This window comes from Streptomyces sp. NBC_00344 (genome assembly GCF_036088315.1).
Taxonomy (GTDB): Bacteria; Actinomycetota; Actinomycetes; order Streptomycetales; family Streptomycetaceae; genus Streptomyces.
Genome location: NZ_CP107996.1, coordinates 3,568,961 through 3,584,774, shown reverse-complemented (window position 1 = coordinate 3,584,774; position 15,814 = coordinate 3,568,961). Strand labels below are relative to the sequence as shown.

13 protein-coding genes and 2 tRNA genes are annotated in these 15,814 nt (G+C 70.5%); 4 read left to right on the top strand and 11 right to left on the bottom strand.

What is annotated here, in order from left to right; genetic code table 11:
* Positions 1–5 precede the first annotated feature (5 nt).
* The 7 genes from OHS16_RS16105 to OHS16_RS16075 form a co-directional block, all read right to left on the bottom strand.
* Positions 6–1,571 carry a sensor histidine kinase gene (locus tag OHS16_RS16105; RefSeq protein WP_328537905.1) on the bottom strand — a complete coding sequence of 522 codons (1,566 nt, stop codon included), beginning with the start codon at positions 1,569–1,571 and terminating at the stop codon, positions 6–8.
* Positions 1,572–1,573: 2 nt separating this feature from the next.
* The gene (locus OHS16_RS16100) at positions 1,574–2,311 is read right to left on the bottom strand and encodes a response regulator transcription factor (RefSeq protein WP_328537904.1); all 738 of its coding nucleotides are present in this window, start codon (positions 2,309–2,311) and stop codon (positions 1,574–1,576) included.
* 40 nt (positions 2,312–2,351) lie between these two features.
* A complete protein-coding gene (locus OHS16_RS16095) occupies positions 2,352–3,269 on the bottom strand; it encodes a DUF2797 domain-containing protein (protein ID WP_328537903.1) in 918 nt (305 codons plus the stop codon).
* Between the two features lie 83 nt (positions 3,270–3,352).
* Positions 3,353–3,997: a LysE family translocator gene (locus tag OHS16_RS16090; RefSeq protein WP_328537902.1), complete on the bottom strand. Its 645-nt coding sequence runs from the start codon at positions 3,995–3,997 to the stop codon at positions 3,353–3,355.
* 157 nt (positions 3,998–4,154) lie between these two features.
* Entirely contained in the window at positions 4,155–4,427 is a 273-nt protein-coding gene (locus OHS16_RS16085) for a DUF3303 family protein (RefSeq protein WP_328537901.1), read from the bottom strand.
* 319 nt (positions 4,428–4,746) lie between these two features.
* Positions 4,747–4,819, bottom strand: a tRNA-Arg gene (locus tag OHS16_RS16080).
* Between the two features lie 167 nt (positions 4,820–4,986).
* Positions 4,987–5,077, bottom strand: a tRNA-Ser gene (locus tag OHS16_RS16075).
* A 201-nt stretch (positions 5,078–5,278) separates the two neighbouring features.
* On the opposite strand from OHS16_RS16075, the gene OHS16_RS16070 reads away from it, so the two are divergent.
* Together OHS16_RS16070 and OHS16_RS16065 are read left to right on the top strand one after the other, a co-directional pair.
* Positions 5,279–5,716: an SSI family serine proteinase inhibitor gene (locus OHS16_RS16070; RefSeq protein WP_328537900.1), complete on the top strand. Its 438-nt coding sequence runs from the start codon at positions 5,279–5,281 to the stop codon at positions 5,714–5,716.
* A 169-nt stretch (positions 5,717–5,885) separates the two neighbouring features.
* On the top strand, positions 5,886–9,782 hold the full coding sequence (locus OHS16_RS16065; RefSeq protein ID WP_328537899.1) for a PAS domain-containing protein: 3,897 nt from the start codon (positions 5,886–5,888) through the stop codon (positions 9,780–9,782).
* Between the two features lie 97 nt (positions 9,783–9,879).
* Here OHS16_RS16065 and OHS16_RS16060 read toward each other — a convergent pair whose 3' ends face one another.
* The 3 genes from OHS16_RS16060 to OHS16_RS16050 all read right to left on the bottom strand — a co-directional run bounded on the left by OHS16_RS16060 (position 9,880) and on the right by OHS16_RS16050 (position 12,782).
* A complete protein-coding gene (locus OHS16_RS16060) occupies positions 9,880–11,529 on the bottom strand; it encodes a long-chain fatty acid--CoA ligase (protein ID WP_328537898.1) in 1,650 nt (549 codons plus the stop codon).
* A 124-nt stretch (positions 11,530–11,653) separates the two neighbouring features.
* Entirely contained in the window at positions 11,654–12,202 is a 549-nt protein-coding gene (locus OHS16_RS16055) for a SigE family RNA polymerase sigma factor (RefSeq protein ID WP_328537897.1), read from the bottom strand.
* A gap of 277 nt (positions 12,203–12,479) precedes the next feature.
* Positions 12,480–12,782, bottom strand: coding sequence for a hypothetical protein (locus OHS16_RS16050; RefSeq protein ID WP_328537896.1), 303 nt, complete (start codon positions 12,780–12,782; stop codon positions 12,480–12,482).
* A gap of 319 nt (positions 12,783–13,101) precedes the next feature.
* On the opposite strand from OHS16_RS16050, the gene OHS16_RS16045 reads away from it, so the two are divergent.
* Positions 13,102–14,040, top strand: coding sequence for a bifunctional DNA primase/polymerase (locus OHS16_RS16045; RefSeq protein ID WP_328537895.1), 939 nt, complete (start codon positions 13,102–13,104; stop codon positions 14,038–14,040).
* On the opposite strand, the gene OHS16_RS16040 is transcribed toward OHS16_RS16045, so the two are convergent.
* Positions 14,028–14,438: a DUF6344 domain-containing protein gene (locus tag OHS16_RS16040; RefSeq protein WP_328537894.1), complete on the bottom strand. Its 411-nt coding sequence runs from the start codon at positions 14,436–14,438 to the stop codon at positions 14,028–14,030. The genes OHS16_RS16045 and OHS16_RS16040 overlap by 13 nt on opposite strands.
* A 219-nt stretch (positions 14,439–14,657) precedes the next feature.
* Between OHS16_RS16040 and OHS16_RS16035 the strand changes: the two genes are divergently transcribed.
* Positions 14,658–15,812: a phosphodiester glycosidase family protein gene (locus OHS16_RS16035; RefSeq protein WP_328537893.1), complete on the top strand. Its 1,155-nt coding sequence runs from the start codon at positions 14,658–14,660 to the stop codon at positions 15,810–15,812.
* The last annotated feature ends 2 nt before the right edge of the window (positions 15,813–15,814 follow it).

The following is a 15,814-nucleotide window of genomic DNA, read 5'->3' as shown; positions in this document are numbered from 1 at the left end:
TGTGGTCAGCCTGTGCCGCGGCTGTGAGTACCCGGCATGCCCGCCGGGTACGGCCGGCCGGCCGGGGCAGGGGTGTCCCGCACGGCAGGCAGCCGTACCGCGAAAACGGTCCGTCCGGGAACGCTCTGCACGGTGACACCGCCGCCGTGCGCCGTGACCACGGCCTGCACGATGGCCAGCCCTAGCCCGGTGGAGCCGGCATGGCGGGACCTGGAGGCGTCCCCGCGCGCGAACCGCTCGAAGATGTGCGGCAGCAACCCGGCCTGGATACCGGGGCCGTCGTCCTCCACCTCCACGACCACCCAGTCACCTTCACGCCGCACCCCGGCTGTGACGGTGGTGCCCGGGCGGGTGTGCGTCCGGGCGTTGGCCAGCAGATTGACCAGGACCTGATGGATGCGTGCGCTGTCGGCCAGCACCAGGGCCGGCTCGTCGGGCAGCCGCAGACGCCACTTGTGGTCCTGCCCGGCGGCCCTGGCATCGCTCACGGCATCCACGGCCAGTGGGGACAGATCAGTGCTCCGGTACGAGAGCGGCCGTCCGGAGTCGAGTCTGGCCAGCAGGAGCAGATCCTCGACCAGACCGGTCATCCGGCTCGCCTCGGACTCGATTCGGGCCAGCGCATGCCGGGTGTCGGGCCCGGTCGTCTCCCGTCCGCGCCGGGTCAGTTCGGCGTACCCGCGGATCGAGGCCAGCGGGGTGCGCAGTTCGTGGCTGGCATCGGCGACGAACTGCCGCACACGGGTCTCGCTCTCCTGACGCACCGCGAGCGCCGAACCGACGTGCCCCAGCATCCGGTTGAGTGCCGCGCCGACCTGTCCGACCTCCGTCCGTGGATCCGCCTCGGCATCGGGAATCCGCTCCAGCGGGGCGACCTCACCACTGTGCAGGGGGAGTTCGGAGACCCGGGTGGCGGCCGCCGCGACCCGGCTGAGCGGCCGCAGCGCGATCCTGACCAGCGCGGTCCCGGCGATCCCGGCGGCGAGCAGACCCGATGCGGTGACCAGAACCTCCACCAGGACCAGGGTGTTGATGGCCTTCCGGACGTCGCCGGTAGGCAGCCCGACCAGGGTCGTACCGCCGTTCGGCTGGGGCACCGACCGCAGGTGATATCCGCCGAGGCCGGGCAGGTCCACCGTGTGGATCCGCCCGTCGAGCGCCACCGAGAGCAGCGCCTTGTCCTGCGCCGCGCTCAGCGGCTTGGCGTCGTCCTTGGGCGTGGGCGTGCTGTTCTGCTGGGTGTACAGCCCTTCGGTCACCCGGCCGTCGGTCACCACGGCGCCGACTGTGGCCCAGGGCTGACCACCGCCACCGAGGAACAGCAGCCGGTCGTCACCGTCGGCCCGGGCGCTGTCACCCCGTGGCCCCGCCGGCGCCTCGGCCATGGCTCGGGGGCCCGAGTGGCTGACGATGCGGGTGATGCCGGTCAGCTGGGCGTCCAGCTTGCCGTACATGTAGTCCTTGTAGGCGAGCGTGGTGACGGTGCCTATCACCGCTGCCACCACCGCGATCAGAGCAACCGCCGACACGACCAGACGCGTCCGCAGCGACCAGCGCCGACGCGCCGCCACCGCTACTCCCCTGGCTTGATCAGGTAGCCGGCCCCGCGCCGGGTGTGGATCATCGGCGGCCGTCCCGCGTCGATCTTGCGCCGCAGATACGAGATGTACAGCTCGACCACATTGGCCTGCCCGCCGAAGTCGTAGGACCACACACGGTCGAGGATCTGCGCCTTGGACAGCACCCGCCGGGGGTTGCGCATCAGAAAACGCAGCAGCTCGAACTCGGTGGCCGTGAGATGGATGTTCGTTCCGCCACGGGTGACGTCATGGCTGTCCTCGTCCAGGGTCAGATCGCCGACGGCGAGGACCGATTCGCTCCGGTGGGCAGCCGTCCCCGACCGGCGGATCAGCCCGCGAAGCCGGGCCACGACCTCCTCCAGGCTGAACGGCTTGGTGACGTAGTCGTCGCCGCCCGCCGTCAGACCCGCGATCCGGTCCTCCACCGCGTCCTTGGCGGTGAGGAAGAGCACCGGGACATCGGGCAGTTCGCGGCGCATCCGCCCGAGCACCGCGATGCCGTCCATGTCGGGCAGCATCACATCGAGCACCACCGCATCGGGCCTGAACTCCCGGGCGGTACGCACGGCTCCGGCGCCGTCACCGGCGCTGCGCACCTGCCACCCCTCGTAGCGCAGCGCCATGGAGAGCAGTTCGGCGAGCGAGGCCTCGTCGTCCACCACCAGTACCCGTACGGGACTGCCGTCGCGCCTGAGCAATTCGGTACGCCCCTGGGGCGAGGTCGTGGTCATGAAGACACCCTGTGAGCAAGCTCTGAGAGTCCCCTTGCTGCTACCTGTGAAATTCCTGAGAAAGGCCGTCCGTAGAGTCCTCGGATCCGAAAAGCCCCTCCTGCCGCACCTGAGGAGCTGTCACAACCGCCCGCACCGGAACGGTCACCCCCGTGTGCGGCTCCGCCCCCGTCACGTCCCATCCGGCCATCAGCCGGGTGTCGAAGACCGTCAGCTCACCGTCTTCTCCGGTCAGATGAAGATCGGGCCCGGCGGCAGCCACCAGCCGGCCGGCCACCGTCCCCCCGGCCACCAGCTCGGTCACCACGGCGGTGGCCTCCGGAAGCCCTTCGAGCCCGAACGCCCCGGTGTGATCGACCACATGGAGAGCCATCCGCTCCAGCGACCCCGGCCACCCCGGCAGCGCGAGAGCCCGCCCGTGCACCTCCCGCACCTCGGCCTCGCGCACCGCACGGGGCGGCAGCCCGGCCCGCACCGCACGCTTGCTCGCGTACGGAATGCGGTCGGGCACCCCCAGTGCCGTACGCAACAGCTCCTCGGTGCGGCGAGCCGCCATCAACGGCCCCCGCCCCAGCCAGCTGAAGGCCACCGCGCCCTGCTCCATCAACCGGGCGGGCCCCCGCGCCTCGGCGGTGATCCCCACCTTCACCATCCCGGCCCCGAACCAGGCCAGATACACCCGGTACACCTGTGGGTCGTCCGCCCGGGTGTCGGCGGCCACCGAATGCGCCCGGTCCAGTCGCGCACACTCCGCGCACCGTGCCTGCGCACTCCGCCCGGCCACCCGGGCCGTCACCGGACAGCGGTTTCCCCGCGCCCCCACGCAGGTCCGCTCCCCGCCGGCCGCCACCCGGAACCCGATCCCGCCCCCGTACACCAGCGCACTGGCCCGCCCGCGCCCTTCCCACAGCAGGCACGGTCCGCCGGTCCCCCACCGCAGCCCACCGGAACGCCACATCCGAGCCGCACTTCCTTCCCGGCCGGCAGAGCTGCCGGCTGTTCCCAGAGTGACAGCCACCACTGACAGCCGGCGGCGCGTGGTCACGCGGGCGCCACCGGCGCGCGGTCGGTGGCCAGCTTGACGGCCAGCGCCCCCAGGACCGTCCCCATCAGATAGCGCTGTACCCGCAGCCACACCGGACGCCTGGCCAGGAAGACCGCGATGCCCCCTGCCGCCAGCACGATCACCAGATTCACCACGAGACTGACGACTATCTGGACCCCGCCCAGCACGAACCCCTGGAACAGCACGCTTCCCGCGTGGACGTCGATGAACTGAGGGATGAGCGAGAGATACATGACGGCGATCTTCGGGTTCAGCAGATTGGTGAGCAGCCCCATCGAGAACAGCCTGCGGGGCGAGTCCGGGGACAGCTCCTGCGGGGCGAAGACCGACAGCCCACCCGGCTTGAGCGCCTTCCAGGCCAGCCAGCCGAGGTAGGCGGCGCCCGCGAGCTTCACGGTCAGGTACAGCTCGGGCACCGCCAGAAAGACAAGCGAAAGACCGAGGTTGGCGGCACTGAGGTAGACGAGAAACCCGACCGCGACCCCACCCAGCGACACCGCCCCGGCGCGCCGGCCCTGGGTGATGCTCCGGGAGACCAGATACATCATGTTGGGCCCGGGCGTGAGCACCATGCCGAGAGCCACCGCCGAGACACCGAGCACCGCGTGCGTTCCGATCATGTGACCACGATCGGAGAGAACCGGCCTGCGGCACAAGCGAGCAATTCTTCAGCCAACACTTCAGCGTTGCTACCCGGTCCGTGCGGGCCGCCCCCCGTGGAGTTCCGGACGGCGGCTTCGGGTGACCGGACCGAACCGTGGCAGGCGGCCGGCGAGGTCAGCCCTTCTGCAGAGCGGTCAAGCCCTTCTTCAGGTCTTCGCTGTTCATCACGGGCTGGATCTCGATCTCCGCGCCGAGCTCCCTGAAGAGCGGCTCCACGATGGTGGGCAGCAGTGAGCTGTCCTGCATGTCGAAGACGAAGGTGCAGGCTCGTCCGCCCCTGCTGGGGCCGAAGTAGGCCGCCTCCGGGTTGAGCCGTTCCGACGTCGCCTGCATGATCTTCTGCAGTGTGCCGTTCGTGATGGCTTCGTTCGAGATCTGTGTGTCCATGCGTGCTCTCAACATGACCCTCATGGCGCCGCTCCTTCCGCCCACCGTGACCGGCGCGGTCCGGCCCGCACTCCCTGAGACCCGGTGACATCCGGCTCAGCCTTTCTCCGGGTCATCAGGCCGGCAACATCTCGGCCTCCATCCGTGGATGCCTGTCATCAGGGCACCTTGCCGGCCTCGTCCGCGTCGGGCCTCCCCCCTCTCCCCGGCCCGCCACTCACCCGGGAACCCCACACAGCTCACGACGGCGCCCGTGCGGCCCCCTTACGGACAACGCAAGAGGCCCCCAGGATTTCTCCTGGGGGCCTCTTGCCTGCTGTGCACTCGGCAGGATTCGAACCTGCAACCTTCTGATCCGTAGTCAGATGCTCTATCCGTTAAGCTACGAGTGCTTGGCGTTTCGGGCTTTTCTGCCCCGTCGGCGTTGCGAGAACAACATTACATGACCTGCGGCGTCAGGTGAAATCCATTGTCCGCACCCCTGCTGAGCTGGGAAAACACCCCTCTGACACGACTGAAGCCCTGTCCGTCACGGACAGGGCTTCAGCGTTGCGACCGGCGGAGGCGGAGGGATTTGAACCCTCGATGGGCCGTAAAACCCAAACCGCATTAGCAGTGCGGCGCCATAGACCGGACTAGGCGACGCCTCCAGCACACCGGCACATCACGCAAGCGCGAAGTGGTGCGTGCAGATGATGACACAGCCTTGCGGGCTGTCACCAATCGCGGCCCACGGTACTAGGCAGGTGGGTGACAGAGCAAAGCCCTTCGTGTTGCGCAACGCCGTGGGCGCCCGAGCGTTAAGGATGGCAGGGGTCGTCCCGATCCGTCTCAGTCGAGGAGTTACGTCCATGCTTCGCCGCATCGCTCTCACCGCCCTCGTCTCCCTTGCCGCACTCGCCGCCCTGCCGGGCATCGCGTCCGCGGACGGGCCGCAGCCCGCCGGGCAGGCCACCGATCAGCTCACCGTCACCGTCCAGGACGCCGGCGATCGCGCGGCCGACGGAACGCGCCGGCTGGAGTGCGGCGCCTCCGGGGCGACCGGGACCCACCGCTCGCCCCAGGAGGCCTGCGACCGGCTGGCCGCACTCGCCGCCGACGGAAAGGAGCCCTTCGAGCCGGTGCCCTCGGGAATGATGTGCACCATGCAGTACGGCGGGTCGGCCACCGCGCACATCACCGGAACCTGGCAGGGCCGGCCCGTCGACGCGACGTTCCGCCGCACCAATGGGTGCGAGATCGCACGCTGGAACAATCTGGAGCCGCTGCTCCCGCACGCCGCCCTCTGAACGGCCACGGAGCCACCCGTCCACACAACCTTGGTGAGAGCTCCCCCTCATCCGCCGCCATGGGCGGTGAGCCCACCTTTAGACTCCATGCAGTGACACGCCATGGCCCGAGGGGCAAGATGGACCAGGTTGTCAGCAAGATGCAGTAGTTCAGGGAGGAAGCGTCATCGTGAGCAGCAGGCCATCCCGAGGCGCTGCTCGCCTCGCAGCCATACTTGATGCCCTCCCGGACGGGCTGTTGCTCGTCAATTGCAACGGCACGGTCGTCAATGCCAACACCATCGCCCTCGAATCCTTCGAAACGCCGGGTACGGCGCTCGTGGGCCGCGGGCTGCTCGATCTGCTGCCGGAGTTCGACTCCCGGCTGATCCCGGGCTCGATGCGGAGGCCGGAGGGCGCGGACGAGCAGGGCAGGACCAAACCGACGCGGATGCTCGCGCGGCGCACCGACGGGGCCGAGTTCCCCGTCGAGGTGACCAGCGCGAATCTGGAGGACGGCCGGGAGGCGTACGACTCGTACGCCGGCGGCTTCACCGGGGACGAGCTGCTGATGCTCGTCGTTCGCGATCTCTCGGGCACCGTCGACACCGAAGCCGAACTCGCCCGCTCGCAGCGGCAGACCGAGATGATTCTGCGGGCCGCGTCCGAAGGCGTGGTGGGGACCGACACCGAGGGGCGGGTCGTACTCGTCAATCCGTCGGTGGCGCAGATCCTCGGATTCCGGGCGAGCGATCTGGGCGGCAGGGAACTGCACCCGCTGGTGCAGCATTCGCGCGCAGACGGAGAGCCCTTCCCGTATGAGGAGAGTGCTCTCGCGGACACCCTGCGGTCCGGGCGCAAGCACCGGGTGCGCGGGCAGGTGCTCTGGGCGAAGGACGGCAGCGCGGTGCCGGTCGATCTGACGACCGCGCCGGTGAGGGACGGTGAGCAGCTGGTCGGCGCGGTGCTGACCTTCGCGGACCGCCGCCCCTACGAGAAGCAGGCCAAGCAGCACGCCGACGAGCTCCGGGCGAAGGACGAGCGCAATACCGCGGCCGAGGAGCGCCACACAGCGGAACTCCGCGCCCAGGAGGAGCGGCTCACCGCGGAACTGCGCGCCGCGGAGGAACAGCACGCGGCGGAGCTGCTGTCACTCCAGGAGCAGTACGACGCTGTCGCCGGACGTCATCAGCAGCTGACCGCGGTGCTGGGCGAAGCCCTGCGCGGGCCGCTGGAGGAACTGCGTACCGAGATCGGCACGCTGGCATCCGACCCGGCCGGTCAGCTGTGGCCCGAGGCCAACCAGATCCTGCACCACCTGGCCGCCGGATATGCGCGGATGACCACCCTCGTCGACAGTGTGCTCGGCTTCCAGCGGCTCGACGCGGGCACCGAGGAGCTGGCCAAGAGCACGGTGATGCTCGACGCCGTGGTGGCGGCCGGCGTGGAGGGCGCGGTCGAACTGATCGGTCCGGGCCGTGCCCAGTTCGCGGTGCACGCGCCGCCCATCGAGGCCGAGGTGGACGGGGTTCGGCTGGCGACTGCTCTCGCCCATCTGATCGCCGATGTGGCCGGGGTCGACGCCACGGGCAAGGCACGCGTGGTCCCGGGCGGTGCCTACCTGGACTCCACGATCGTGGTGGCCGCCGCGCAGCGCGGTGATGTCGTACGGATCGAGGTGCGGGGGCCGTTCAGCGGGGGAGACCCGGTGCACGAGCCGATCGTGCGCGGAATCGTCCGGGTGCACGGGGGAGTGCTGCAGACGCATGAGGTGCCGGGGATGGCCGGCAGTGCGTATGTCCTCGAAGTCCCGCTCGGCGCGGGCGCGGGGACGATCCCGCCGCCCGGCGAGACCGCGCCCGCGGTGCCGGCCCAGCAGAACGGTGCGGCAGGCGGCGGACGACGGCGCGGCAGACGCTCCTCCACCGACGCTTTCCTCGACGGCCCGGCAGCGGAAGGATCAGTTACGGAGCCCGGCACCGGGGATGGCATCGGCGATGGGCCGCCGACCGGCCGCCGCCGCGCGCGCCGCGAGGAGTCCGTCCCGGCCGGCCGGGGGACGGAAGGTACGGCGGCGCTGCCGCCCGGCGGCGCTCCGGCGCAGGATTCCGCAGCGGGCGGGACCGGGCGCCGGCGCGGACGTACCGAACCCTCCGAGGGGTCCGTGATGACCGCGGCCGAGAGCTCGCAGAACGCCGGGCGCCAACAGCGCGGGGCCACCGTGCCGCCGCAGGGCGTACCGGTGAACGAACCGGTGCCGACCGGTCGCCGCGCCCGGCGGCCGGACGGCGTGCGGGAGATCGAGAGCGCGCGGCCCGCGCTGCCCGCCGCGCCTGCGGGCGATGCGGTGCCGGCCGCACAGCACGATCCGCGGTCCCATCAGACGCAGGCCCAGCAGACGCAGCCGTCGGCGCAGCCTCCGCACACGCCGGCACAGCAGCCACGCCACCCGCAGCAGGCTCAGGGGCAGACGCCGCCCCCCGGTCGGCGCGCCCGGCGTGCGCTGGCGACGGCATCCGCTTCCGCGGCTGCCGAGGCCGAACGACCGCGTACCGCCTTCGCGCTCCCGCCCGCCGACGCGGACCGGGTGCAGCCGGCCCGGTCGCCGGTACCCCCGATGGCCGGTGCACCGGACGATTCGCTTCCGGGCCGCCACGACGCGCTTCGGACGGCCGGGCACCCCGACGTCGGTCCGGCGGTGCAGGCGGACCTGCCGCACAGTCAGCCCGCGCAGTCCGGCACGGGTGACCAACAGCCCAAGGACGGCACGCTGTACGCGTCGCCGGACGGCTGGCCTTCGGTCGAGCCTGCGGCCCGGCCGGAGCCGGCGGCCGCCCAGCCACTGCCCGCCGAGGAGCCACTGCCCGCGGAGGCATCGCAGGGGCGGGCCATAAGTGTGCGCACGCTCGGACAAGGTGTCCCCTTCGCCGAGCAGATCGCGGCGCAGCAGAACCAGTCGCAGTCGCTGGGCTCCGGTCGGCGCCGGAGGCTCGCCGCTCCGCAGGAGGCCGAGCGGCCCGAGGCTGCCCGACCACACCCGCAGGGCCTGGCCGGGCAGCCCGCCCAGGGTCCTCAGGTCACACGGAGCCCCGTGGAGGCGCAGGATCACGCGGCACCGCAGGGTTCCCCGGTGCAGCAGGAATCTCCGGCACAGGGCTCTCCCGGGCAGCAGGGGCAGCAGCCGGCGCAGGCTCAGTCGCAGTCGCCTCAGACGCAACAGCGCCTCTCCTCGCAGACCGCGGGCCGCTCGTATGCCATAGGGGCACCGGACGAGGGAGCGGAGGGACCTGAACCGCTGGACGGTCCGGGCGGCGCGGTGGAAGTGGCCCACCGGCCACAGCCCCAGCCGGTCGACGACGAGCTTCCCCCGGAGCCTCTCGACAACCCGCGCCGGCTGCTGGTCTGGCCCGCGCCCGACGTCTCCACCCAGCAGGCGCTCAGCGACCGCGGCTACCGGCCGGTGATCGTGCACTCCCGCGAAGAGGTCGACGCCCAGATCGCGGCGTTCCCCGCGGCGCTCTTCGTGGACCCGCTGACGGGTCCGATCACCCGCAAGGCGCTGCAGTCACTGCGCCAGGCAGCGGTGGCCGCCGAGGTGCCCGTGCTGGTGACGGCCGGACTCGGACAGGCGACGAGAGAGGCCGCATACGGTGCGGACCCCGCGGTGCTGCTGAAGGCGCTGGCCCCCCGGGACAGCGAGCAGCACCCGTCACGCGTGCTCCTGATCGAGGAGCAGGAGGAGATCGCTCTCGCGCTCACGGAGACGCTGGAGCGGCGCGGTATGCAGGTGGCGCGGGCATCGACGGACGCGGAGGCGGTCGCACTCGCCGCCCAGATGCGACCGAACCTGGTGGTGATGGATCTCCTGCAGGTGCGGCGCAGGCGCGCGGGGATCGTCGACTGGCTGCGCGCGAACGGGCAGCTGAACCGCACCCCGCTCGTCGTCTACACGTCTGCCGGTATGAACGAGGCCGAGCTGCCGCGGCTGGCCTCCGGCGAGACCGTGCTGTTCCTGGCGGAGCGCTCCACCAGCAGCGAGGTCCAGGGCCGGATCGTCGATCTCCTCGCGAAGATCGGCACCAACTGAGCGGTCCGGGGCAGGGCCCCGGCCGACATCCGAGAGGCCCGCGCGATGTCCGCGCGGGCCTCTCGGGCTGTCGCAGGGTCCGCAGTTCCGCTGGGCCTCAGAGCGTGGTGGTGTCCAGTTGCCCGTCCGCGTACTGCTTCCTGATGACCTTCTTGTCGAACTTGCCGACCGATGTCTTCGGCACGGACGGAACGATCGCCCACCGCTCCGGCAGCTGCCACTTGGCGACGGACCGGGCGAGGAAGTCCTTCAGCTCGTCGCACCCGACGCTCTGACCCTCCTTGAGTACCACGGTCGCCAGCGGCCGCTCCCCCCACTTCCGGTCCGGCACGGCCACCACGGCGGCCTCGGCCACTGCCGGGTGGGCCATGATCGCGTTCTCCAGATCGACGCTGGAAATCCATTCGCCGCCGGACTTGATGACGTCCTTGGCGCGATCGGTGAGGGTCAGATAGCCGTCGCGGCTGATGATGCCGACATCGCCGGTCTTCAGCCAGCCGTCATCACTGAACTTGTCGGAGGGCCTGAAGTCCTCACCGTTCGCACCGCCGAAGTAGGCGCCCGCGATCCAGGGACCTCGTACCTCCAGCTCACCGGCCGACTCGCCGTCCCAGGGGACGATCTCGCCCCCGGGGCCCGCCAGCCGGGCCTCGACGCCGACCGGGAAGCGGCCCTGGCTGACCCGGTAGGGCCACTCCTCCTCGGCGCTGAGACCGGCGGGCGGGTTGGAGTTCGTCCCCAGTGGGGAGGTCTCGGTCATCCCCCAGGCGTGGCAGAGCCGGACCCCCAGCTTGTCGTACGCCTCCATCAGAGCGGGCGGACAGGCCGCACCGCCGATGGTCACCCGCTTCATCGAACTCAGATCGCGTGGGTGGGCGGTCACTTCGGCGAGCAGGCCCTGCCAGATGGTGGGGACGGCCGCGGCGTGCGACGGCTTCTCCTGCTCGATCATCTCGGCCAGCGGAGCCGGCTGGAGGAAGCGGTCGGGCATCAGCATGTTGATGCCCGACATGAAGGTCGCGTGCGGGAGCCCCCAGGCGTTCACATGGAACTGGGGCACGACCACGAGCGAGGTGTCCGTATCCGTGAGCCCCATCGACTGGGCCGTGTTGACCTGCATGGAGTGCAGATAGATCGAGCGGTGGGAGTAGACCACGCCCTTGGGCTCGCCGGTGGTGCCCGAGGTGTAGCAGAGGGCGGCGGCCTGACGCTCGTCGATCTCCGGCCAGTCGTACGTGGTGGGGCGGCCGGCGATCAGGTCCTCGTACTCATGCACCCTGGGCGCGCAGCCGTCCAGCAGTGAACGGTCGCCCGGTCCACTCACCACCACGTGTTCGACGGTGGGCAGATCCGGCAGCAGCGGAGCGAGCAGCGGGAGCAGCGACCCGTTGACGATGATCGCCCGGTCCGCAGCGTGATTGACGATCCAGACCAGCTGCTCGGCGGGGAGACGGAGGTTGAGGGTGTGCAGGACCGCGCCCATGGAGGGCACCGCGAAGTACGCCTCGACGTGCTCGGCGTTGTTCCACATCAGGGTGGCGACCCGCTGGTCACCGTCGATCCCGATCTCGTCGCGCAGGGCATTGGCCAGCTGGACCGCGCGTGCGCCGGTCTCCGCGAATGAGCGGCGCTGCGGTTGCTGCGCATCTCCGGTCCAGGTGGTGATCTGAGAGGTCCCGTGCACCAGCGTTCCATGGACGAGGATGCGAGTGACTGTCAGTGGTACGTCCTGCATCGTGCTCAGCACGGCGTCCTCCCGGGGCAGCGTTGCCTACGCATGGGTAGTCTCGCAATTCTGCGCACATACCGCTCGGTATGTCACTACCCGCCGTCCGATTTCCACCCGTGCCCGTGCTGGTGGCCGTCGTGTCTCAGGAGTCGGCGAGCGCACCCGAGGACAGCGCCGGGTCCTCGCGGAGCTTGCCGAGCGCGCGGGACACCGCGCTCTTCACCGTGCCGACCGATACGCCGAGGACCTCTGCGGTCTGGGCCTCACTGAGATCCTCGTAGTAACGGAGAACCAGCATCGCGCGCTGGCGGTCCGGGAGTTTCATCACCGCACGCCACATCGCGTCACGCAGCGCCTGCTGCTCCGCCGCGTCGGGCGCGGGGGCGGCCACCGGTTCGGGGAGCTCCGCACAGACGTACTCGTCGACCTTGCGTTTGCGCCACTGCGAGGTACGGGTGTTCAGCAGGGCCCTGCGGACATAGCCGTCCAGCGCCCGGCGGTCCTCGATCCGCTCCCATGCGACATAGGTCTTGGTGAGTGCGGTCTGGAGCAGGTCCTCGGCGTCGCTCGGGTTGGCGGTGAGGGAACGGGCGGTGCGCAGCAGCACGGGCCCCCGGGCCCGCACATAGGTGGCGAACGACGTGTAGGGCACCGCCGCTTTCGCTGCGCTGGTACAGACTGGCGTGGTCATAGGTCCACGCTAGGAGCTGCACCCCGGTCAGCAGATCGGCCAGAGGTGCCGAAGCCGGGTCCACCTCAGGTTGTAGGGGTGGTGGTAACTCCACCTCCTGAGGGTGGAGGAGGGGCCCGCCACCGTCAGGGTTCCGCGAGGACCGGCCCCGCGGCCGGTCCCGCGTGAACAGTCAGGGCGGCGGCACACCGGCGCCGCCGCCCTGACTGTCATGCGCCCCGTGCTCCACGCGTGCGACCCCGGCACGCCCCCCGCCACCGGCCCGTCCGGCTCCGTCTCACCGCATGTTGGTGAAGTTCACCGTGTAGGTGACCTGGTCGACCCGGCCGCCCGAGCCGGTCACATTCGCGGTGGCGTTCTGGTTCGTTGCGCCGGCGCCCGTCGCCACCTGCTGCGTGGTCGTCGAGTTACCGCTGTTGTCGCGCCCGACGCCGCTGCCGGTCACCGTGGCCACACTCGCGTTGGATCCGTGGTGCGCGGCGGCTCCGTTGTCCGCGGTGGCCACACCCGAGAAGAGGGCGGCCGCCAGGGGCAGCGCGGCGACAGCGGCAAGGACGCGAGCGGTACGGATGTGTGCCATGTCATTTCCTCCAGGAACCAGAAGTACGGCGATGTACGGGGACGGTTGGCCGGCCGTCCCGGGGAAGCTTCACGACGTCGCAAGATCAGACTTGCCCAACGCGTCTCCGCCGAACAGCCCGTACGGCCTGGTTCCCCCGCAAGCGTGACGTCGGGCCGGTAAACCCCTGCGGTGATCCGACCTGCGGCTCAGCACCGCTCCCCGTCGCAGGATCCCGGGCGCCCCATGGGGTGAAGCGGTCCGCCACCCTTTCGGGAACGAGGCGATTCCGGCTGCTCGACCACTTCCCTCATTCGAACGTTCGTACGATACTGAAGGCATGGCTGCCATCGACAGGCACTCCGCCACCCTGGCCCTCGCCCATGCGCTGTCCGCCGCCGAGCGTGGGCTCCCCGTCATTCCGCTGTCCCGCGCCAAACTCCCCGCGCTTCCCTCACCCCACCGCGGGGAACCCGGTCCGGTCCGCTGCCGCGGCGAATGCGGCCGCGCCGGACACGGCGTGCATGACGCCGCCACCGATCCCGCCACTGTTCGCGCCCTGTTCGCAGCCGCCCCCTGGGCCACCGGCTACGGCATCGCCTGCGGCCGGGCGCCGCACCATCTGATCGGCATCGACCTGGACATCAAGGCGGAGAGCGACTCCACGGCCGCTCTGCAACGCCTCGCACTCAAGCATCTGTTCACGATCCCGGAGACCGTCGTCGTGCTCACTCCGAGCGGGGGGAGCCATCTCTGGCTGACCGGACCGCCCGACAGGGGGGTCCCCAACTCGGCGAGCCGGCTCGGACCCGGCATCGATGTTCGCGGCACCGGCGGTTACCTCGTGGGGCCCGGTTCACTCACGGCCCACGGTATCTACCGCCTCGCACCCGGCACGGCCCATCTCGCGCCCGCGCCCTGTCCTCGCGCTCTGCTCCGTCTGCTCACGCCTCCTGCGCGTTCCCGGCATTCCACCGGCCGGCCCTCACAAGGCCACGGCCTGGTCCAATTCGTCATCGCCGCCCATGAAGGACAGCGCAACACCCGTCTTTTCTGGGCTGCCTGCCGTGCCTACGAGAACGGTTTCGGCGAGGATCTCGCCGGCCCTCTCGTCGATGCGGCTGTGCACACCGGACTCACCGAGCGCGAAGCTCGTGCCACCATCGCCTCGGCAGCCCGCCTGGCGATTGCACCTGTGCGGTCTCCGCGGAGGGATCACCCGCCACCGGATCGAACCGATGACGCCGATCTCGCCGACCGCACGGATCAGGCGGGCTGAAGAACCGCCGTGCCGACAGCCGCTTCCGTGATCGCGTCGTCCGACGAGGCATCGAGGTCGAGCGGGAGGTGACGGGCACCGGGCGTCGAACCGTGCGCCTCGGCACGGATGCGCTGCTTGATCGTGGGCGGCAGCGACCGGTCCTTGGGCATTGCCCGCCAGGCCAGGGGCACCACCGGAGCCCGGCCCGCCGTTCCGGGAGCCGTTCGCGCCGCGGGGATCCGCGCCGCGGGCATCTGCGCCGCAGGGGCAGACGTGACGGGAAGGTCCGCGGGCTGCTCGGGCGACGCGGGGACAGCGGCAGCGGTCCTGGCCGGAGCGGCGAACCCGAGCATCGCGACAAGCGCGAAGAACGCGGTGGTGAAGGCGGCCCACACCTTCTTGGCCTGGCTGGTCATGGCGACTCCTCATTTCCGTGATGTACAGCGACTTTTCGAATGGAAGGTTCTGCGTACTTTTCACATGATGCGGATGAGGCAGGAAGGTATGTGGACCAACGCACACAAAGTGGCGCTCTTCGGATGAACACCACCCGGATGGCCCCTCCCGGATGTGGAAACCCGCTCCATGGGGTGCGATGGAGAGTCAGCTGATGGCTCGTCACCCCGAGGAGCGCCATGTCCCAGGCAACGGATCCCGAGCCCCGGAAGCGCCTGCGGCTCCCACGCCGCAAGGCCTCCAGGGCCGTTCTCGCAGTCGTCCTGGTCTGCGCCCTGGCCCTGAGCTGGTCCCTCAAGGACGCCCTGACCTACCCGGGCGACGACAGCACCGCGGCCCGGCTGGCGGGCTGGGCACGCGAGCACAGGCTGGGCACTGTGGTCGACAAGCTCGAGAACATCAGGTACGACCTGGATCCGCCCAAGGTGGGGGGTTCGCTTTCGGCCGCCGCCCTGGACCGTATGCGGAAGGCGGCCACGGCCCCCAGGACGGCTGCCGGCGCGTCGCTGCCCCTCCGCACACCGATGCGCCCCATGGTCTCGCCGGCCCTGGAAGGGGAGGGGGTCTACCGGGTGCTCGCGTCGGACAGGAAGGGCCTGCCGATCGTGCAGGGGACCTATGTGCGCCCTGACGCGGACCACACCTCCTACGAGGCCGCCGTCGCCTGGATCAGCACCCGGAACGCGCGATTCCAGTTGCATCCGGGGGTCCGTGAACCCGGCGGCAGCTTCTCCGTGCCACCGAACATCCCGAAGGGCAGCCGCACCGGGCTCGTCGCCACCTGGAACGGCGGGTTCAAGGTCAGCGACGGCGGCTCACGCGGCGGCTTCTACCTGGCCGGCCGTACCGTGGGCACGCTCAGGAACGGCGCCGCATCCGAGGTCTTCTACCGCGACGGTTCCATCAAGATCGGCGTCTGGGGGCGTGATGTGGGGATGACCCGCGATGTGGTCGGCGTGCGCCAGTGCCTCGAACTGATGGTGGACGGCGGACAGGTGGTCCCGGACATCGACAACGACTCCACCTGGGGCGCCACCGACCAGAGCCGGATGTTCGTGGAACGCTCCGGCGTGGGTGTCACCGCCAAGGGCGACATCATCATGGTGGTCGGCCAGGCCCTGACCGCCCGCACCCTCGCCGCCCTGATGCAGCGTGCGGGCGCCGTCCGGGCGATGTCGCTGGACATGAACCGCGCCTGGCCGTCGTTCATGAGCTACGACGGAAAGCTCGACCCGGCCGATCCGAAACCGTCCAACATCCTCGACTTCGAGAATCCCGCGGAGCGCTACTACAACACGGCGACCCGGGACTTCGTCGCGGTCTACGCCCGCTGAAC